The following is an 18,804-nucleotide window of genomic DNA, read 5'->3' as shown; positions in this document are numbered from 1 at the left end:
TTGAAAGCCAACGTTTAACCTGCGTTGCTGCGGCCCAGACGTTGAAAGGTTCGTGATGCCCGTGGAGAGCAAGCCCATCGATCCGCTAGTGTCGCCGCAGCGCCGTCGCGTGCTGGCTGCCGGCGCCGGATTGACGCTGGCCGGCGGCCTCGCCCCGGCCCGCGCTGCGGCTCCTGCCGGCGCGATTATGGTCTCCACCTGGGATTTCGGTGCCGCCGCCAACGCTGCAGCCGTGGCTAAACTCGCCGCGGGCGGCAGCCTGCTCGACGCGATCGAAGCCGGCGCCCGCGTGCCGGAGGCGGATCCGACCAATCATTCGGTCGGCTATTCCGGCTATCCCGATCGCGACGGCATCGTGACGCTGGATGCGGTCATCATGGATGACGCGGGCCAGGTCGGCGCGGTCGCAGCACTTCAGGACGTGATGCACGCCGTGTCGGTCGCGCGCGCGGTGATGGAGCGGACGCCGCACACCTTCCTGGTCGGCGACGGCGCGACCCGCTTTGCGCTCGCCAACGGCTTTCCCAAGCGCAACCTGCTGACGCCCGAGGCGCGCCAAGCATGGCAGGACTGGCTGAAGACCGCCAAGTACACGCCCGAGGCGAATATCGAGAACCGCATCGGCGGCACCGGCATCCGCGGCGACGCGCGCAACCACGACACCATCGGCATCATCGGCCGCGGCGCGGACGGACGCTTCGCGGGCGCCTGCACGACGTCGGGTATGGCGTTCAAGATGCACGGCCGCGTCGGCGATTCACCACAGGTCGGATCGGGCCTGTTCGTGGAGGCCGGCGTCGGCGCCGCGACCGCGACCGGCGTGGGCGAGGAAGTGACCCGCATAGCCGGCACCGCGCGCGTCGTCGCATCGATGCGCGGCGGCCTGTCGGCGGACGCGGCGTGCCGCGAGGCGGTCGAACATATCGTGCGGTTGCGCGGCGACGCGGTGAAGGATGCGCAGGTCGGCTTCCTGGCGCTCGACCGCGCCGGTCGTGTCGGCGCCTTCGCGCTGCAAAAGGGCTTCACGTACGCCGTTACCGATGCCGCCGGCCGCACCGACGTGCGCGCGGCGCCGTCGCTGCGCGGCTGAGAACCGGAATATTCGTGAAACGCGCCGGCTAGAGCGCGTCTGCGAGGAGGACAAAAGGGGACAACATGAAAACGACACTGACGCATCTGCTGATGACGACCGTGCTGGCGACGGGCCTTGCCCTGCCGGCTGCGGCACAGACCACCACCGCCGGCCAGACCGGCGATCCCGTCGCCGACGCGAAGCTGGCCGACGACGACACGCGTACCGACACGTTGAATCGCGCGGGCGACGTCGTCGTCACCGGCACGCGCATCCTTCGCCCGAACAACACATCGGCCGCGCCGATCACGACGGTGACCACCGCCGAGATCGCCGCGCAGGGCGCGACGACGATCGAGGAGGTGCTGAACCGCCTGCCGCAGATCCAGGCGAATGCCGAGCAGAACTACGCCGATTCGAGCGGCGCCCAGCGCATCAAGCTGCGCAGCCTGGGCTTCGAACGCACGCTGGTCCTGGTCGACGGCACGCGCCTGGGCCTGGTCAACCAGCAGGACACCAGCCTGATCCCGAACGCGCTGGTCGAGCGCATCGACGTGCTGTCGGGCGGCGCATCGTCGGTCTACGGGTCGGACGCGGTCTCGGGCGTCGTCAATTTCGTGCTGAAGAAGAATTTCGACGGCATCCGGCTGGACGGCAACTACAGCTTCTACAACCACAACAACCGCGCCGGGCCCGTGACCGACGCGGCGAACCGCGCGTTCTTCCCGGCCAGCACCAGCATGGTCAATGACGGTGGTCGCACCAACGTCACGCTGGCGGCGGGCAAGAACCTGTTCGACAATGCGGTGAACATCAGCGCGTTCGTCAACTATCGCAAGTCGGACCTGATCCCGCTGCGCAACCGGTCCTATTCGGCCTGCGAAGTGACGCAGCCGACCCGCGACGGGCCGCTGGCCTGCTCGGTCGCCAGCTTCACGCCCGCCGGCACGATCATTCCGCTGTCGCCGCTCGCCGGTGCCAACCAGAACCGCCAGCTGGTCAACAACCCGAACGGCTCGCGCACCTTCGTGCCGATCAATTCCGGCCCGAACACCGCGGCCAATCCGTATGACGGCTTCGCCTTCCAGCGCGAATTCGAACGCGTCAATTACGGCGGCTTCCTGACGGCCAAGGTCGCGCAGGGGCTGGAACTCTATGGCACTGCGCTGGTGTACCGCGACGAATCGCGCAACCCGCAGCTCGCGCGCACGCTGAACTTCGGCGCGTATGGCAGCACGCCGTACCAGGTCGGCTGCAACAATCCCTACCTGTCGGCGTCGCAGGCGACCACGTTGTGCGGTGCACAGGCCGGCACGGCGACGATCGTCCCGATCGACGTCCGCTACCGGTTCGACGACAACGGCCCGACCGACAGCCGCTTCATCAACAAGGGCTATCGATTCACCGCAGGTGCGCGCGGTCGCGTGTTCGGCGACGTGTGGAACTATGACGCGGTCGCGGTGCTGTCGCGCAACGAGATCACGTCGCAGGGCCAGACCTTTGCCGACTTCACCAAGGTCAGCCGTGCGGTCGACGTGGTATCGGTCAACGGCGTCCCGACCTGCCGTTCGGTCGTGAACGGCACCGATCCGGCGTGCGTCCCCTTCAACGCGTTCCTGCCCTTCAACGGCAGCCCGGCGCTCCAGTCGTACCTGTTCGGCGGCGGCGCGTTCGACCTGGGCAATTCGGCATCGAACAATGCCGCGCGCATGTTCCAGGGTCTGGTCACGATCGGCGGCGATCTCGGCAAGTACGGCATCACCTCGCCGCTGGCGACGCAGGGCATCGCGATCGCGTTCGGCGGCGAATATCGGGACGAGAAGCAGACCAACAGCGCCGACGCGCAGTACCGGTCGTTCTACGGCGGTTCGAACGGTGTGTTCACGCAGAACGTCATCGAAGGCAACGTCGAAGTCCAGGCCCCGCTGGTCGAGGACAAGAGCTGGACGAAGCTGTTGCAGCTGAACGCCGGCTACCGCGTGTCCAAATACAACCGCCTGCAGGGCACCTTCAACACCTGGAAGGTCGAGGGAATCTGGTCGCCGATCGAGGACATCGGCTTCCGTGGTGCGTACAACAAGGCGCAGCGCGCGCCCAGCGTCACCCAGGCGGCGTCGGCATCGCTGATCGAATACAACAGCATCGGGTCGCGCAACGATCCGTGCGCCTCGACGCCGAGCCCGACCAACCCGAACGTGCTGGTCGCGCCGACCGCGACGATCGCGCAGTGCCGCGCGACCGGCCTGCCCGACAACCTCTACGGCAGCGCGACGCTCAGCTGTCCGGACGGCGCCTGCACGATCCGCAACGGCGGATTCGGGCTGACGCCGGAGACGGCCTATACGAAGACCTTCGGCGTGATCCTGCGCCCGCGCTTCGTCCCCGGCCTGACCGTGTCGATCGATCGCATCCTCGTCGACCTGAAGGACTCGATCAACTACTACGCCGCCGCCGACTTCCTGAACGGCTGCCTGACCATCCAGACCGACTTCTACTGCCGTGGCGTGGTGCGTAATCCGGGCACCTTCACGCTGTTCAGCGCAGCGAACACCAACCCGACCACCGGGTTCTTCGCGCAAGGCCTGACCAACGGCTTCAAGTCGTCGTTCCACAGCTGGGACTTCCAGGGCCAGTACGGCGTCGGCATCGGCAAGCTCGGCCGTCTCGACACGTCGTTCAACGGGTCGCTGGCGACGAAGGTCGGCAACCAGGACGCACCGGAACTCGCCGACCGCAACTGCGTCGGTTACTTCGGTCCGTTCTGCGGCGAAAGCCTGCCACGCTGGTCGCACACGCTGCGCACCACGTGGACGACGGCGGACCGCGTCGCCAACGTGTCGGTCAACTGGCGCCACCGCTCGAACACGACGATCACGTACAACGTGACCGATCCGACCGGCACCGGCATCCCGTTCACGGCCGCGGATCGCCGGGCGACCTACGCCCGGACCGGTGCATACGACTACATCGACCTGTCGGTCGGGTTCGACATCGCCAAGCAGTATTCGCTGCGCCTGGCGGTGAACAACGTGTTCGACACCGATCCGCCGCTGCTGCCGAACGCCCGCAACGTGCTCGGCCTGCTGCGCAACAACACGCTGATGGGCTACGACCTGCTGGGTCGCCAGTTCGTCGCCGGCGTGACCGTCAACTTCTGATGTGGCGCGCCGGGCGACCGGCGCGACCCATATCTTTTCGCGGCCCGTCGCTCTCCCACGAGCGGCGGGCCGTTTCCTTTGCTAGGGATCGGCAATGACTTCGCGCCGCCTCGTCTTCGCCCTCGACCTCGTCGACGATGCCGCGCTGATCGCGGCCTATCGCGATCGACATGCGGCGGGTGCCGTCTGGAGCGCCGTCATCCGCGATATCCGCGACCGCGGGTTCCTGGACATGGAAATCTGGCAGGTCGCGGACCGGCTGGTGATGATCGCCGATGTCGCGCCCGACTTTCCTCTCCCGGCCGACCCTGCGCTGCAACCGACGGTCGCGCGGTGGGAGGCCGAGATGGATGCCTATCAGCGCCCGATCCGCGCAGGGCCCGACAAGTGGCTGCCGATGGAACGGATTTTCACGCTCGCCGAGCAATAGAAACTACTGCTCGGCCTCGCGCCGGAGGTGGAGGTAGCCGGGGTCGAAATCACCGACGCCGACCAGACCGTGCCAGTCCAGGATGCGCAGCACGGTGCCTTCGGTTTCGACCAGCCCGCGGTCGCGCAGCGCACGCATCATCCGGTTCACGTGCACGCCGGTCAGACCCAATGACTCGCCGATATGCGTCTGCGTCAGGTTGAGCGAGAATTCCCGGTTGGGCAGGCCGATCGCGCCGTAGCGGCACGACAGTTCGCACAGCAGGTGCGCGAGCTTCGCCAGCGCACCGCGGCGGCCGACATTCAGCAACCATTCCGACGCGATCTGCGCATCCGCCACGCAGTCGCGCCAGAACGCGCGCGCCAGCGTCGGCGAGCGTTCGGCGGCGCGGCGCAGGATGTCGTGCGACACGGTGTAGATCGTCGCACTGACCGTCGATTGCAGCGGTGCGGAGACGACGGGCAGCACCGCCGAATGGAGATCGGCCATGTCGCCGGGGATGTAGAGCGCGGTCAGCTGGCGATGCCCCTCCGATGTCTGGCCGAACCGCGCGACGATGCCGTCGACCACCAGGCAGCTGCTGTGCGTGCGCTCGCCCAGCCGCACGACGTCGCGCGACGAGGCATAGCGGCGCACCTGCCCGGGCAGCCCCATTACCGTCTCGCGGTCGAAATCGGTCAACGGAGAGCGCATCTCCAGACGGCGCAGCCACAGCGCCAATGCCTCATGCCCCTCGGTCATGGCCTCGCGATAACCGAACGTTACGGGATCGTGATTGATCGACATCATAGGCGATCCGATGGCCCGCGGATCAGCACTTCGATCCCGCCGACCGCCTGTCCGTCCGGGCCGACGATCGTGATGGTGAAACCGTTCAGCCCCGGTCCGGCCTGCGCCTGTTCCTTCAGCATCTCCGCCGCGGTCCGCGCCGCATCGCACATCGCGTCCTCCCCCGACGAATGATCGGATTCTAGCGTTTCGCCGGCGAAACCGCCGACATCACCGAACTGAAAACGGTATCTTTGCATCCATCGGCAACGTGCAAAGCGATGCTATGATCCCGATCAATCGTGCGGGCGTTTTGCGGAACGGCGCTGACGACGCGACGTTCGCCAGAGTCCCGGCAGCTCCGCCGGCATCGGGACACCGCCCTTGCTCCAGCCGCCGCCTGCTCCACCCACGACCCTGGCGCCCCCGGCCCCGGCAGCCGTCGCCATCCAGCTGATCGCGGCCAAGGCGCCGAACGGCGTCGTCTTCGTCGCGCGCGATCATGGCCGGGCGGAGGCCATCGCCGCGATCGTCCGCACACTCGCGCCGGGGCGGCTGGTCGTGCTGTATCCGGCGAGCGACGCACTGCCGGGCGAAGCGACGGGCGCATCGGCCGCCAATATCGGCGCGCGAGTGTCTGCGCTCCATGCTCTGCAAACACGGACGGCAAAGGCCGCACCGATCCTGATCGCCCCCGTCGCCGCGACGCTGGAGCGGATCGCGCCGCCCGACGCCTTCGTCGCCGCTCCGCCGCTCCTGCGCGTCGGCGACCCGATCGACGGCGATGCGTTTCGCACGCTGGCAGAAAACATCGGCTACCACGACGACGACCGGGTCGACGAGCCCGGCGAATATGTCGTCCGCGGTCGGGCGATCGATGTCTATCCGGTCGATGCGGGCGGACCGGTGCGGATCACGATCGACGATAACGGCCGGATCGCCACGCTCGATCTCTACGATCCCTTGACCCAGCGCAGCACCGATACGTGCGTGCGCCTTGCGATCGGCCGCGCCGCGGAGCCCGACGCCCAGCGGACGACGACGATCCTCGACCACCTGCCCGACGCCGCGGTGATGGTCGACGCCGGCGGCGAGGAGCGTCGCGAGCGGCTGGCCGCGCTGGCGTGCGAAACCACGGGCGGACAGGCGACACCCGTCAGCAACGAGGACTGGACCACCGCACTGTCCGATCGACGGTCGCTGCCGCTTGCCGCCGATCCGGCCCCGCCGCCGCCGCGCTTCGTCGAGCGCAAGGACCCGATGGCGGCCTTTGCCCGCTTCGCCCGCGCCACGCTGGCGGAAGGGCCGCTGGTCCTCGCCGGGACGCCACGCGACCTGCGCTTCCTGAAACCGCGGCTGGCGAAGCGACTTAAAATCGACATTGCCGATGCCGCCGACTGGTCGGATATCGCTGCGGCCAAGGCGGGCCAGGTCGTCGCGGTGCCGCTCGCCCTGCCGCGCGGCGTCGTCGCGGGGGCCGTCACCATCGTCGCCGCCGCCGACCTGCTTGGTGGGCGGGCCGGTCGCGACGACCGCCACGCGGGGGCGCTCGACGCGCTGTCGGTCGGCGAAGTGGCGATCGGCGATCTGGTCGTCCACGAACGCTACGGCATCGGCCGCGTGACCGGGCTGGAGCGGCTGGACGGCGACGACGAAGGCATCGTCCTCGAATACGCGCGCGGCGGACGGCGCGTGGTCTCGCTGGCGGAGGCCGACCGGCTGTGGCGCTACGGAGCGGACGGCGATGCGGTGACGCTCGACAGCCTGGACGGATCGAGCTGGGACAAGCGCCGCGCCGACATCGACCGTTCGATCGCCGAAAGCGCACGGGCGCTGGCGGAAATCGCGATGGCGCGCGCCACCCGGACGACCGATCCGATCGTCCCCGACGCGGCGGCTTACGAATCGTTCGCGGCGGCCTTCCCGTTTACCGAGACGCCCGACCAGGCCCGCGCCATCGCCGCGATCCGCGACGACCTGGCATCGGGCACGCCGATGGACCGGCTGGTCGTCGGCGACGTCGGGTACGGCAAGACCGAAGTCGCGCTGCGGGCAGCGGCGATGGTCGCGCTCGCCGGGCGGCAGGTCGTGGTCGCGGCACCGACCACGGTGCTGGTCCGCCAGCATCTCGACACCTTCCGCAAGCGCTTTGCCGGGACCGATATCGAAGTCGCATCGCTGTCCCGCCTGTCCTCCCCGGCCGAGGCGAAGCGGGTGAAGGCGGGCCTGACCGACGGGTCGATCCGCATCGTCGTCGGCACGTCCGCGGTAGCCGGCAAGGGCGTGCGCTTCGTCGACCTGGCGCTGGTCGCGATCGATGAGGAGCAACGGTTCGGCGCGGCGCAGAAGGCGAAGCTCGCCGCGCTCGGCGCCGGGCACAATTTGCTGCTCAGCGCGACACCGATCCCGCGGACGCTGCAAAGCGCGCTGATCGGATTGCAGGCGGTGTCGGTCATCGCCACGCCCCCGGCGCGGCGCCAGCCGATCCGCACCGTCGTCGGCACGTTCGACGACAAGACCGTCCGCGCCGCACTGTTGCGCGAGGAGGCACGCGGCGGACAGAGCTTCGTCGTCGTTCCCCGGATCGAGGACATCGCGCCGCTGGAGAGCAAGCTCCGCGCGCTGGTCCCCGAACTCGGCCTGGTCGTCGCGCACGGCAAGCTGCCCGCCGCCGAGACCGACGAGGCGATGACCGGCTTTGCTGCGGGAGACGGGTCGATCCTGCTGGCGACAAACATCATCGAGGCGGGGCTGGACGTGCCGCGCGCCAATACGATGATCGTCCACCGCGCCGATCGCTTCGGCCTGGCGCAACTCCACCAACTGCGCGGCCGGGTGGGGCGCGGCGGCCGACGCGGACAGATTCTGCTGACGACCGAAGCGGGTAAAGCGATGGCCGCTCGCACGGTGAAGCGGCTGGAGACGTTGCAGGCCTTCGATCGGCTGGGGGCGGGCTTTGCCATCAGCGCGCAGGACCTCGACATGCGCGGGGCGGGCGACCTGCTGGGCGAGGATCAGGCCGGGCACGTCAAGCTGATCGGTATCGACCTGTATCAGCATCTCCTGACCCACGCGCTGCGCACAGCCCGCGGCGAGCCGGCACCGACCCCGCTGCCCGACCTGACGCTCGGCCACGTCGGCCATCTGCCCGAGGACTGGATACCCGAAGCGGGCGTCCGCCTGTCGCTCTACATGCGGCTTGTGCGGATTGCGGACGCCCCCCTGCTCGACGGGTTCGAGGAGGAGCTGGAAGATCGCTTCGGCCCGCTGCCGCCGCCCGCCGCGCGGCTGATCGACTGGTTCCGCATCCGACTGCTGGCGCACGACGCCGGCGTCGCCGCCATCGCCGGTGGGCCGGCGGCGATCGCTTTTACACCGGTCGATCGCGCGGCGGACTGGGCCGCGACGGGCCTGAACGCCAAGAACGGCCGCTGGATCGATGCCACCGCGATTCCCGACGACGACGCGCGGCTCGACCGCGTGCGCTCGGTGCTGGAGGCGTTGGCCGAGGCCGGTTAGGGCTGCTCGTCGCCCTTCAGGTGTTTCTTGAGCGCTGCCCGGCGGTCGCTGCGGGCCAACGCGTGCGGATCGACCGCTTCGGCGCGCGCGACCAGCCCTTCGACTTCGCCGAGCAGCTCGGCCATCAGCGCGTGGCGGCGCAGCGTCGGCGCGGTCGCGGCTTCGTCCAGGTAATTGTCGATCAGCTCGGGCACGCGCCGCTCCAGCTTGATCCGCAGCTCGCCGAAGGTGGAGAAAGGATCGACCGTCGGGTCGCGCGACAGCAGCGCATCGTAACGACGGCGCAGTGCGGCGATCCGCCCGCGCGTCAGGATGCCGGCCTCGCCCGTCAGCCGGTTCCACGCCAGCGTGCCGGCGGGCGGCGCAGACGACGCTTGCCCCGACGCCCCGGTCCCGACCACCGCGATCAGGAAGGCGAGCAGCAACGCGACGACGATCGCGGTGCGCGGTGCCACGCCGCCTTCCTCGATCATCAGCAGCGCGGCGATCAGGCCGGTCGGGGCCGCGACCATGATCCGCGAAGGCGCGGCCGACAGCGCGATGATCGTCGACACCGCAAGCAGGACGACGAAAATCGCCGCGATCATCCGCCCTTGCGCTCCAGCAGATTCTTCAGCCCGGCCAGCGCACCGGTGGGCTTGGCCTCATCCTCGGTCTTCACCCCCGCCTGGCGCAACGCCGCCTCCGCACCGGCCGCGCGGGGGTAGGGATCAAGCGCCAGCGATAGCGTCTCTGCGGTCGCCTCGCCCAGGTCGATCGCCGCGCCGGAATAGAACATCGTGTCCAGGTCGCCGTCGTCCAGCTCGACCTCGTCGGTCAGGTCGCCTTCGGCTTCGGGCAGGAAGCGGATGTCGAACGGCTCGACGATGCGCGCCGGCACGGCGTCGCCGGTCGCGATACAGGACTGGACGACATCGGCCTGCATCGTGCCCTTGGCGAGGATGCCCGCAGCGTCGCGGCGCAGCGTGTAGTCCGCCTCCAGCCGATCGAGGGAACGCAGACCGAACCGACCGGCGAGCTTGCACCGTTCGTTCCCGTCCGCCTCGATCCGGACCGTGACGCTGCCTTCGCCGATCGTGTCGAGCCGGCGCGGGCGCGAGAATTCGGGAGCGCCCGTCACGCGATCCGCCCCGCCTTCAGCGCATCGAGCGGCGTCTTCGCAAGCGACGCGTGCAGCGCCATCAGTCGTCCGCGGACATGCGCCAGCGCCGCCTCGCCGGAATCGCGGTCGCGGTACAGGTTGCGCAGCAGCGCGGCATCGATCGACCCGGCGGCAAGGCCTGCACGATACGCACCCAGCCGACCGCCCAGCATCGACATCATCTTGCCCACATGCTTGCCGACGACGATGTCGCCGATGCCGATCTCGCGCAGCTGCGGGTCCATGTCGTCGACGAACCGCTCGGCCAGCGCCACGCCCAGCGCCTCGGCGCCCGGCTCCGCCTCCACGCGCAGCAGCACGATGCTGAGAACGGCCGCGATCATGTCGAACCGGCCATCGATCGTGTCGGCGACGCCGCCTGTCTGGTACCACTGCGGCTCGCGCGCACGCTCGACCACTGCCCGGTAGAGGGCGGCAGCGTCGTCTTTGCGGCCGAACAGGCGTTCGAGAAATGCCAAGGTTCCACGTCCTTCTTCGAAAATCAGATTGCCGCGCGGCGCTTGTCGCGCGGGCCTGGCGCGCATATTGAGGCGATCGGGCGCGGTTGCAACGCTAGCGCCCCAGTAAGCAACGCGCTCATGCGCCGGAGACCCTAATGTTCCGACCCCTTGCCCTGACGCTCCTGTGCGGCGTCGCTCTGTCGGGCTGCACCCAGCTGCGTGGCCACCAAGGCTATGTGATCGATGCCGACTTGGTCAATTCGATCCAGCCGGGCGTCGACAATCGCGATTCGGTGCGGCAGGTGATGGGCCAGCCGACGATTTCGGCGCAATTCGGCCAGGGCGACTGGTATTATGTCGCGCGCGACACGCGCAATTTCGCCTTCAGCAACCCGCGCCCGGTGCAGCAGTCGACGCTGCGGGTCCGCTTCAACGACGCCGGCGTCGTGACCGCGATCGACCGGATGGGCCTGGAACAGGTCGCCTCGATCAGTCCCGAGGGCAAGAAGACGCCGACGCTGGGCCGCGAGCGCGGTTTCTTCCAGGATCTGTTCGGCAATATCGGCACGGTCGGTGCCGCCGGTGCGCCTAGCGGCGGTGGCAACGGACCATAAACGGACCATGACCGTCCACGCCTGACAACCGCTGCGTGCAAGCGGCCGCGCCGCAGATAAGCGCCGACGCGGCCGAGTGCGCCCGTTACGCACTGGTCCCGAAAGGGGTAAGGACCGGGAAGCGCAACGCACGGCGCGTCGATTGGTTCGATCGTGTCGTCGGGATGGTCGATCCGGTCACTATGAACCCAACGGTCCTTGCCTGGGTCTGATATACATCGGACTATCATCCGGTTAGTGCCGGGGGGCAGGTTTGGACTGGGGTATCGCAGCGGGCCTGCTGGCAACGACCGCCTATGAAGTGACCTTGTTCGCGGCGGTCGGGATGCTGATCGGCGGGATCGACGACCTGATCGTCGATGGCATCTATTTATGGTATCGATTCGGTCGCTGGCGACGCGGCGAACGCGCGCTGTCGCTCGCCGACATGCGGCCGCGCGCGCGCCAGATGGCGATCTTCATCGCGGCGTGGGACGAAGCAGCTGTCATCGGCCGGATGCTCGCCACGCTGTCGCGCACGCTCGCGTCGCCGCGGCTGACCGTCTTCGTCGGCGCCTATCCCAACGACCGCGCGACCATCGATGCGGTGGTGGATGTCGCCGAAACCGATCCCCGGATCCGCCTTGCGCTCAACCGCGATCCCGGCCCGACGACCAAGGCCGATTGCCTGAACGCGATCTGGCGGACGATGCTGGCCGAGGAACGGGCGATCGGCACGTCGTTCGATGCGGTCATCCTGCATGATGCGGAAGATCTCGTGCACCCCGGCGAACTGGCCGTCATCGATCATTATCTGGCCATGGCGGATGCGGTGCAGGTGCCGGTCGTCCCTTTGCCGCACGACGGGTCGCCGTTGGTCGGTGGAACCTACCTGGACGAATTCGCCGAAGCCCATGGCAAGGCGATGCTGGTGCGTGGCGCAGTCGGGGCGGGACTGCCGCTGGCGGGGGTCGGCTGCGCGATCAGCCGGCCGCTGCTCGGGCAGATCGCGGCGATCCGCGGCTACGGCCCGTTCGACGCCGACAGCCTGACCGAGGATTACGAGCTGGGCCTGACCATCGCCGCCATGGGCGGCCGCGTGCAGTTCGCGCGCGTGCTGGACGCCGATGGCCGACCGGTCGCCGTCCGCGCATACTTCCCCAAGGCGTTCGCAGCCGCCGCGCGCCAAAAGGCCCGGTGGATGACCGGCATCGCGCTGGCCGGCTGGGATCGTACCGGCTGGGGCCGCGCGGCGCACATCGGCGAATGGTGGATGCGAATGCGCGACCGGCGTGCCCCGATCGATGTCGTCGTGCTGCTTGCCGCCTATGCAGCCCTGGCGCTGATGGCGATACGGTTCTCCCTGTCCCTGGCCGGAGTCGCCACCCCTGCCCTCCCGCCGTTCCTGCTCGCGCTGCTCGGCATCAACACCGTCCTGCTCGTCATTCGCATCGTGGTACGTGCAGGCTTCGTCTGGCGGCTGTATGGCTGGCGGGAGGGGCTGCGCTCGACGCCGCGGATGCTGATCGGCAACATGGTCGCAATGGCCGCCGCGCGCCATGCCATCGCGCACTACATCGCCATGCTGCGCGGCGCGCCCGTGCGCTGGGACAAGACCGCGCACCAGTTCCCCGACACCCCCGTCGGCCGATGACACCTGGTAGCGGCCGACCGCTGCGCTTCGTTGGGCTCGTTGGCGGCGGCTGGGTTGCGCTGCGGGTGGCGATCGCGATGCAGGGCGCCGCGCCGGCGATCGATGCCGCGCGCAACGTTCGTCCACCCCAGGTCGTGGCACAAGCCTTCCTGCCCACCCCCGCCGCCGCCCCCCAAACGACGTCCGTTCCCCGCGCGGTTCCGGTCCTGGCCCGTCCCCTGAACCTCTCCCGACCCGAACGGTCCCACGCTGCCGGATGGCCGCAGCTTCCATCGCAGCGGCAGCCCGAGCCATCGCGAGAAACAACCGCCCCGAGCCGCCCCGAGCCGGCGCCGATCGGCGGCGATCCACTTGCGGTGGCGCGGCTGCCGGATGTCGATCCACAGGAAAATCGTCGGATCAGCGTCAGCGGCTGGCTGATCGCTCGCCCCGGTCGGGGTACGGGAAGCGGCCCGTTCGCGCCGCAACTCGGTGGCAGTCAGGCCGGCATCCGCATCGACTATGCGCTGTCGAAAGCGGTCGCGGCGACTGTGCGCCTCACGGCACCGACGCGCGGGATCGGGCGTGAAATGGCGCTGGGCGTCGCCTGGCGGCCGGCGGGCGTGCCGCTGCGCGTGGTCGTCGAGCAGCGGATAGCGCTGGACGCCGGACGCGGTGGCCCATCGATCGGTGTCAGCGGCGGGGTGAGCGCCGTGCCGCTCCCCGCAAACTTCCGGTTGGAAGGCTACGCCCAGGCCGGGGTGATCGTCCGCAACGGCGTCGAACGCTTCGCCGACGGCAGCGCACGGGCGACGCGCCCGCTGAGTGAAGGACGCGCGGTCGATCTCGACATCGGGCTCGGCGCCTGGGGCGGCGCACAGCGGGGCGCGTCGCGGCTCGATATCGGGCCGTCGCTCGGCGCGCGCGTGGCTGTCGCGGGCCAGCGGCTGCGCGTCGCACTCGACTGGCGGCAGCGGATCGCGGGCGACGCGCGACCGGGGTCGGGGCCGGCGCTGTCGATGGGACTGGATTTCTGAGCCCAAACAGGGTTCGCGTGGCGGCCCGTTCGCGCTATCCCCGCCTGCGTGGACCTATACCTGCCCATCGCCAACCTGTCGGTGAACGCCCTGGTCATCGTCCTGCTGGGCGGCGGCGTCGGGCTGTTGTCGGGCATGTTCGGGGTCGGCGGCGGGTTCCTGACGACTCCGCTCCTCATCTTCTACGGCATCCCGCCGACCGTCGCCGCGGCATCGGCGGCCAGCCAGGTGACCGGCGCCAGCGTCTCGGGCGCGATGGCCTATTTCCGGCGGGGCGGCGTGGATACGCAGATGGGGACCGTGCTGGTCGCGGGCGGCATCCTGGGGTCGATCGCGGGGGCAGGCGTCTTCCGCGTGCTTCAGGCGAGCGGCCAGATCGATACCGTCATCGCAGTGCTCTACGTCGTCCTGCTCGGCTCGATCGGCGCCCTGATGCTGCGCGAGGCGCTGGGTGCGATCGGCGCGGTGCGCGCCGGACGCCCGCCCAAGCCGCGCAAGCGCCGCCACCATCCGCTCGTCGCCGCGCTCCCGCTGCGGTACCGTTTCTACGCCTCGGGGCTCTACATCTCGCCGCTCGCGCCGCTGCTGCTGGGGTTCGTCGTCGGGATGCTGACCGTCCTGCTGGGCGTCGGCGGCGGGTTCATCCTGGTGCCGGCGATGCTGTTCCTGCTGGGGATGTCGACGCAGGTCGTTGTCGGCACGTCGCTGTTCCAGATCGTGTTCGTGACCGCCGCCGCGACCCTGGTCCATGCGCTGACGACAAAGGCGGTCGACGTGGTACTCGCCGCGCTGCTGCTACTGGGCTCGGTCGCCGGCGCACAGGTCGGCGCGCGCTTTGCGCAGAAGATGAAGCCTGAATATCTCCGCCTGGCGCTGGCCGTCATGGTGCTGCTGGTCGCGGTGCGGATGCTTCTGGGCCTGGCGTGGCGGCCCGACGAAATCTACACGATCGCGATGTCGTGAAGGCGTTCCTCGTCCTGCTTATCGCCCCGCTCCTGCTGGGCGCCACCAAGCCGGTGCTGGTCCCCGACGTGTCACAGCGCGATATCGAGATCGCCTATTCCTTCACCGGCGCCGACCTCCTGCTGTTCGGCGCCATCCTCTATCCGCGCGGCCAGGCACCCGACCCCGCGCGCCCGGCCGACATCGTCGTCGTCGTGAAGGGCCCGGCGCAGTCGATCCTGGTGCGTGAAAAGGAGAAGGTCGCCGGCATCTGGGTCAATGCGGAACGGATGCGGTATCGCTCGGCCCCCGGCTTCTACGCCATCGCATCGTCCAGGCCGATCGCCGCCTTGGTCGACGAACGCACCCGCGCGATCTACGAACTGGGACTTGAAAGCCTGCAACTTTCGCCCGCCAGCGGCGCGGTCGCCGACGATCAGGCTCGCTTCGACGCCGGGCTAGTCGACCTGCTGCGGCGAAGCGGCCTGTATTACGAGGATGCGAAGGCGGTCGAGATCACGGACGGCGTCCTTTATCGCGCGCGTGTCCGCATCCCGGCACGCGTACCGATCGGCCGCTTCACCGCCGAGACGTTCCTGATCCAGGACGGTCGCGTCCTCGCCGCTGCCGTGCGACAGATCGACATCCGCAAGTCGGGGTTCGAGCGGTTCGTCGCACAGGCCGCCGACCGGCACGCGCTGCTCTACGGTCTGGTCGCGGTCATGCTGTCGCTGGGTTTCGGCTGGGGCGCCGCCGTCATCGCGCGGCGGGTCTAGACGCTGATCGACGCTTTTCAGACACTTGGCCGGCGCGACGAACGGCCTGTTAACCCTCTCTGCGGCATGTCCCGATCTCCATCAGGGGATTTCGAATGGCGGACACATGGGAACGGCGCGGGTTTGAAGGCGCCGAACCGGGGCCAAGCACCGGTGTGCGGCAGGGCGACGCCATGCTCGCGTCCGCCGGCATCGGCGCCGTCTTCGAGATTTCTGGATCGTCCAGCCAGGTCATCATCGACCTCGACTGCCTGGACGCGCTCGCCGACGATCCCGATCCGTCGATCGCCAGTGCGGGCCAGGTCGGCAGCCAGATCAAGCTGCGCGTCGGCAACACCTGGCTGATCGCCAACGTCCGCTCGATGCGGCTGTCGGAAACGCACGGCAACCGCGTCGTCGCACAGATCGACTTCCTGGGCGAAGGCGACGAGGAAAAGCTGACCGGCAAGCTCTATCGCTTCCGCCGCGGCGTCACCCGCTATCCGTCGCCCGGCACGCCGGTCTTCCCGGTGTCGACCGCCGACATGAAGCAGATCTACGCCGCGGACGACCGCGCGCATGTCGAATTCGGTACCGTCTATCCGACCAAGGACATCCGCGCCGCGCTGTATGTCGATGCCATGCTCGGCAAGCATTTCGCGTTGCTGGGATCGACCGGCACCGGCAAGTCGACTGCCGCCGCGCTGATCCTGCACCGCATCTGCGAGCTCGCGCCGCAGGGCCACATCGTGATGATCGATCCGCACGGCGAATATGGCGCCGCGTTCAAGACGACGGGCGAGATCTACGACGTCACCAATCTGCAGATGCCGTACTGGCTGATGAACTTCGAGGAGCATTGCGAGGTGTTCATCAGCACCTCCGGCTCCGAACGGCAGTTCGATGGCGACATCCTCGCCAAATGCCTGCTGCTGGCCAAGGCCAAGAGCCGGCTGGCGCAGGATTTCGGCAAGCTGACCGTCGACTCGCCGATCCCCTACCTCCTCAGCGATCTGCTGAACTTCATCCAGCTCGAAATGGGCAAGCTCGACCGCGCCGGCGATACCGCGCCGTACCTGCGCCTCAAGACCAAGATCGAGGAAGTGAAGGGCGACCCGCGTTACGCCTTCATGTTCTCAGGGATGCTGGTCGCCGACACGATGGCGCAGTTCCTCGGCCGCATCTTCCGCCTGCCGGCCGATGGCCGCCCGATCTCGATCATCGACGTGTCGGGCGTGCCGAACGAGATCACCTCCGTCGTCGTCGCGGTGCTGAGCCGCATGACCTTCGATTTCGCGATCTGGTCAAGGAACGAGCCGCAGCGCCCGGTCCTGCTGGTCTGCGAGGAAGCACACCGCTACGTGCCCAACGAGCGCAATGCCGACGGATCGTCGGTCGGTCGCATCCTGAGCCGCATCGCCAAGGAAGGCCGCAAGTACGGCGTCTCGCTCGGCCTCATCACCCAGCGCCCGTCCGACCTGGCCGAAGGCGTGCTGTCGCAGTGCGGCACGATCCTGTCGATGCGCCTGAACAACGACCGCGACCAGGCCTATGTCCGGGCCGCCATGCCCGAAGGCGCGCGCGGTTTCCTCGATTCGATCCCCGCCTTGCGCAACCGCGAATGCATCGTCTGCGGCGAAGGTGTCGCGACCCCGATCCGCGTGCTGTTCGACACGCTGGACGAGGGCAAGCGCCCGGCGTCGGGCGATCCGATGTTCTCGCAACTGTGGCGCGAGACCGGCGGCGAGGACGGTATCATCAACCGCACCGTCCGCCGCTGGCGCGCCCAGGGTCGCTGAACGCGCCGGAACCGCGTCAGGCGGCGCGGCGGCGAATGCCCAGGCCGACGAAATAGGCGACCAGCCCGACGACGTTCCAGCCGAGGAACCACAGTTGCGTGGTGCTCGGCAGGCTGGCGAAGAGATACAGGCAGCCGAGCACGGCGCCCGCGCCCACCACCCATGCCGCCGGCGTGCGGAACGGACGGTGCAGGTCGGGCGCGCGGCGGCGCATGACCAGCATGCAGACGGCGACCGCGATGAACGCGGTCAGCGTGCCCGCATTCGCCAGCGCGGCGATCGCATCGATCGGCAGGAAGCCGGCGAACAGCATCACGACGGCGGCGGTGAACATCGTGATGCGCACCGGCACGCCGCGCCGCGACACCTTCGCCAGCCCCTCCGGCAGCAGCCCGTCGCGCGCCATCACGAAGAAGATGCGGCTCTGCCCGTAGAGGAAGGCAAGGATGACGGTCGGCAGCGCGACGACCGCCGAGGCCGCGAGGAACGCCGCTGCACCGCCCTGCCCCAGATCGCGCAGGATCAGTGCCAGCGGTTCCGGGCTGTCGGCGAACCGCGCATAGCCAATCGCCCCGACCGCCGCGACCGCTACACCCATGTAGATGACGACGCAGGCGACCATCGACCCGACGATGCCGATCGACAGGTCACGCCCGGGATTCTTCGCCTCTTCCGCCGCGGTCGAGATCGCATCGAAGCCGTAGAAGGCAAAGAAGATGATGGCGGCGGCCGCCATGACGCCGCGTTCGACCCCGCCGTCCGACAGATGCTTGGCGAAACCATAAGGGGAAAAGGGCTTGAGGTTGGCGACGTCGAAATAGGGCAACGCGACGGCGACGAAGACCGCCAGCGCGATCAGCTTCACGACGACCAGGATCGCGTTCAACGTCGCGCTTTCCTTGGTGCCGAGCGTCAGCAGCCCTGCGACGACCGCGACGATGAACAGCGCGGGCACGTTGATGCCCCAGTTCGCCACCGCGCCGTTGACGATCGTCGGACCGTGGGTCAGCGCATCGGGCAGCGCGATGCCGAGGCCACTCAGGAAGCCGACCGTATAGCCCGACCAGCCGACTGCGACGGTCGCGACGACCAGCGTATATTCGGCAAGCAGCGACCAGCCGACGACCCACGCGATGACTTCGCCCAGCACCGCGTAGGAATAGGTGTAGGCGCTGCCCGACACCGGCATCATCGTCGACATCTCGGCATAGGCGAGTGCCGCGCACGCACAGATCGCGCCGGCGATGGCGAACGACAGGATGACCGCCGGGCCTGCGCGGTCGGCCCCGACGCCGATCAGCGTCAGGATGCCGGTGCCGACGATCGCGCCGACGCCCAGCGCCACCAGATGTGGCCAGGACAGCGTGCGCGCCAATTGATGCTCGCCCGACATCTGCGACGGCGGCACGATCGCCTTGCGCCTGAAGATTCCGCTGTCGCTCATGCCCGCTCCCCGTATCGTTCGTTACCGGATCGTGTAGCGCGCACGTCCTTCC

The 18,804-nt window shown here is 68.7% G+C and carries 16 protein-coding genes; 10 read left to right on the top strand and 6 right to left on the bottom strand.

Translation table 11 applies throughout. The features are described 5' to 3' along the window. Nucleotides 1-55: 55 nt before the first annotated feature. The 3 genes from ASE86_RS12810 to ASE86_RS12800 all read left to right on the top strand — a co-directional run bounded on the left by ASE86_RS12810 (nt 56) and on the right by ASE86_RS12800 (nt 4,660). Nucleotides 56-1,090 (top strand): N(4)-(beta-N-acetylglucosaminyl)-L-asparaginase, encoded by a 1,035-nt coding sequence (locus ASE86_RS12810; protein ID WP_082441914.1) that lies wholly within the window; start codon nt 56-58, stop codon nt 1,088-1,090. 65 nt (nt 1,091-1,155) lie between these two features. Beyond that, the gene (locus ASE86_RS12805) at nt 1,156-4,230 is read left to right on the top strand and encodes a TonB-dependent receptor plug domain-containing protein (RefSeq protein ID WP_235524106.1); all 3,075 of its coding nucleotides are present in this window, start codon (nt 1,156-1,158) and stop codon (nt 4,228-4,230) included. Nucleotides 4,231-4,324: 94 nt separating this feature from the next. Beyond that, a complete protein-coding gene (locus ASE86_RS12800) occupies nt 4,325-4,660 on the top strand; it encodes an L-rhamnose mutarotase (protein ID WP_056427617.1) in 336 nt (111 codons plus the stop codon). A gap of 3 nt (nt 4,661-4,663) precedes the next feature. Here ASE86_RS12800 and ASE86_RS12795 read toward each other — a convergent pair whose 3' ends face one another. After that, entirely contained in the window at nt 4,664-5,449 is a 786-nt protein-coding gene (locus tag ASE86_RS12795; RefSeq protein WP_056427612.1) for a Crp/Fnr family transcriptional regulator, read from the bottom strand. After that, complete coding sequence (locus ASE86_RS12790) at nt 5,446-5,688, bottom strand: DUF6894 family protein (RefSeq protein WP_056427609.1); 243 nt, start codon at nt 5,686-5,688, stop codon at nt 5,446-5,448. Before ASE86_RS12790 ends, ASE86_RS12795 begins: the two co-directional genes overlap by 4 nt. A gap of 124 nt (nt 5,689-5,812) precedes the next feature. On the opposite strand from ASE86_RS12790, the gene ASE86_RS12785 reads away from it, so the two are divergent. Then, nucleotides 5,813-8,947, top strand: a complete 3,135-nt coding sequence (locus ASE86_RS12785) for a helicase-related protein (protein WP_235524105.1) — start codon at nt 5,813-5,815, stop codon at nt 8,945-8,947. Here the strand turns inward: ASE86_RS12785 and ASE86_RS12780 are convergent. Genes ASE86_RS12780 through ASE86_RS12770 form a run of 3 tightly spaced genes read right to left on the bottom strand, consistent with a single transcriptional unit; the run spans nt 8,944 to nt 10,567 of the window. Continuing rightward, nucleotides 8,944-9,534 carry a hypothetical protein gene (locus ASE86_RS12780; protein WP_056427606.1) on the bottom strand — a complete coding sequence of 197 codons (591 nt, stop codon included), beginning with the start codon at nt 9,532-9,534 and terminating at the stop codon, nt 8,944-8,946. The two genes, ASE86_RS12785 and ASE86_RS12780, sit on opposite strands and share 4 nt — an antisense overlap. After that, the gene (locus tag ASE86_RS12775) at nt 9,531-10,067 is read right to left on the bottom strand and encodes a YceD family protein (RefSeq protein WP_056427603.1); all 537 of its coding nucleotides are present in this window, start codon (nt 10,065-10,067) and stop codon (nt 9,531-9,533) included. The genes ASE86_RS12780 and ASE86_RS12775 overlap by 4 nt, the downstream gene beginning before the upstream one ends. Beyond that, on the bottom strand, nt 10,064-10,567 hold the full coding sequence (locus ASE86_RS12770; RefSeq protein ID WP_235524104.1) for a ubiquinol-cytochrome C chaperone family protein: 504 nt from the start codon (nt 10,565-10,567) through the stop codon (nt 10,064-10,066). The genes ASE86_RS12775 and ASE86_RS12770 overlap by 4 nt, the downstream gene beginning before the upstream one ends. 137 nt (nt 10,568-10,704) lie before the next feature. Here ASE86_RS12770 and ASE86_RS12765 point away from each other — a divergent pair, with 137 nt between their 5' ends. The 6 genes from ASE86_RS12765 to ASE86_RS12740 all read left to right on the top strand — a co-directional run bounded on the left by ASE86_RS12765 (nt 10,705) and on the right by ASE86_RS12740 (nt 17,308). Next, nucleotides 10,705-11,163 carry an outer membrane protein assembly factor BamE gene (locus ASE86_RS12765; protein ID WP_056427601.1) on the top strand — a complete coding sequence of 153 codons (459 nt, stop codon included), beginning with the start codon at nt 10,705-10,707 and terminating at the stop codon, nt 11,161-11,163. Between the two features lie 253 nt (nt 11,164-11,416). Next, a complete protein-coding gene (locus tag ASE86_RS12760; RefSeq protein ID WP_056427598.1) occupies nt 11,417-12,796 on the top strand; it encodes a glycosyl transferase family protein in 1,380 nt (459 codons plus the stop codon). Between the two features lie 65 nt (nt 12,797-12,861). Continuing rightward, entirely contained in the window at nt 12,862-13,812 is a 951-nt protein-coding gene (locus ASE86_RS12755; protein ID WP_056427596.1) for a hypothetical protein, read from the top strand. A 48-nt stretch (nt 13,813-13,860) separates the two neighbouring features. After that, on the top strand, nt 13,861-14,775 hold the full coding sequence (locus ASE86_RS12750) for a sulfite exporter TauE/SafE family protein (protein ID WP_056427594.1): 915 nt from the start codon (nt 13,861-13,863) through the stop codon (nt 14,773-14,775). Further along, nucleotides 14,772-15,530, top strand: coding sequence for a TIGR02186 family protein (locus ASE86_RS12745; RefSeq protein ID WP_056427592.1), 759 nt, complete (start codon nt 14,772-14,774; stop codon nt 15,528-15,530). Before ASE86_RS12750 ends, ASE86_RS12745 begins: the two co-directional genes overlap by 4 nt. 173 nt (nt 15,531-15,703) lie before the next feature. Beyond that, nucleotides 15,704-17,308, top strand: a complete 1,605-nt coding sequence (locus ASE86_RS12740) for an ATP-binding protein (protein WP_056427808.1) — start codon at nt 15,704-15,706, stop codon at nt 17,306-17,308. Between the two features lie 16 nt (nt 17,309-17,324). On the opposite strand, the gene ASE86_RS12735 is transcribed toward ASE86_RS12740, so the two are convergent. Continuing rightward, nucleotides 17,325-18,752, bottom strand: coding sequence for an amino acid permease (locus ASE86_RS12735; protein ID WP_082441912.1), 1,428 nt, complete (start codon nt 18,750-18,752; stop codon nt 17,325-17,327). Nucleotides 18,753-18,804: the final 52 nt, after the last annotated feature.

The organism is Sphingomonas sp. Leaf33, from assembly GCF_001421785.1.
GTDB lineage: Bacteria > Pseudomonadota > Alphaproteobacteria > Sphingomonadales > Sphingomonadaceae > Sphingomonas.
This window is presented reverse-complemented; position numbering and strand designations above follow the sequence as displayed.

What these genes read in the sequence shown, in the direction of transcription:
- ASE86_RS12810 (WP_082441914.1), top strand. Translation starts at nt 56, where the DNA reads ATGCCCGTGGAGAGCAAGCCCATCGATCCGCTAGTGTCGCCGCAGCGC.
- ASE86_RS12805 (WP_235524106.1), top strand. Translation starts at nt 1,156, where the DNA reads ATGAAAACGACACTGACGCATCTGCTGATGACGACCGTGCTGGCGACG.
- ASE86_RS12800 (WP_056427617.1), top strand. Translation starts at nt 4,325, where the DNA reads ATGACTTCGCGCCGCCTCGTCTTCGCCCTCGACCTCGTCGACGATGCC.
- ASE86_RS12795 (WP_056427612.1), bottom strand. Translation starts at nt 5,449, where the DNA reads ATGATGTCGATCAATCACGATCCCGTAACGTTCGGTTATCGCGAGGCC.
- ASE86_RS12790 (WP_056427609.1), bottom strand. Translation starts at nt 5,688, where the DNA reads ATGCAAAGATACCGTTTTCAGTTCGGTGATGTCGGCGGTTTCGCCGGC.
- ASE86_RS12780 (WP_056427606.1), bottom strand. Translation starts at nt 9,534, where the DNA reads ATGATCGCGGCGATTTTCGTCGTCCTGCTTGCGGTGTCGACGATCATC.
- ASE86_RS12765 (WP_056427601.1), top strand. Translation starts at nt 10,705, where the DNA reads ATGTTCCGACCCCTTGCCCTGACGCTCCTGTGCGGCGTCGCTCTGTCG.
- ASE86_RS12740 (WP_056427808.1), top strand. Translation starts at nt 15,704, where the DNA reads ATGCTCGCGTCCGCCGGCATCGGCGCCGTCTTCGAGATTTCTGGATCG.
- ASE86_RS12735 (WP_082441912.1), bottom strand. Translation starts at nt 18,752, where the DNA reads ATGAGCGACAGCGGAATCTTCAGGCGCAAGGCGATCGTGCCGCCGTCG.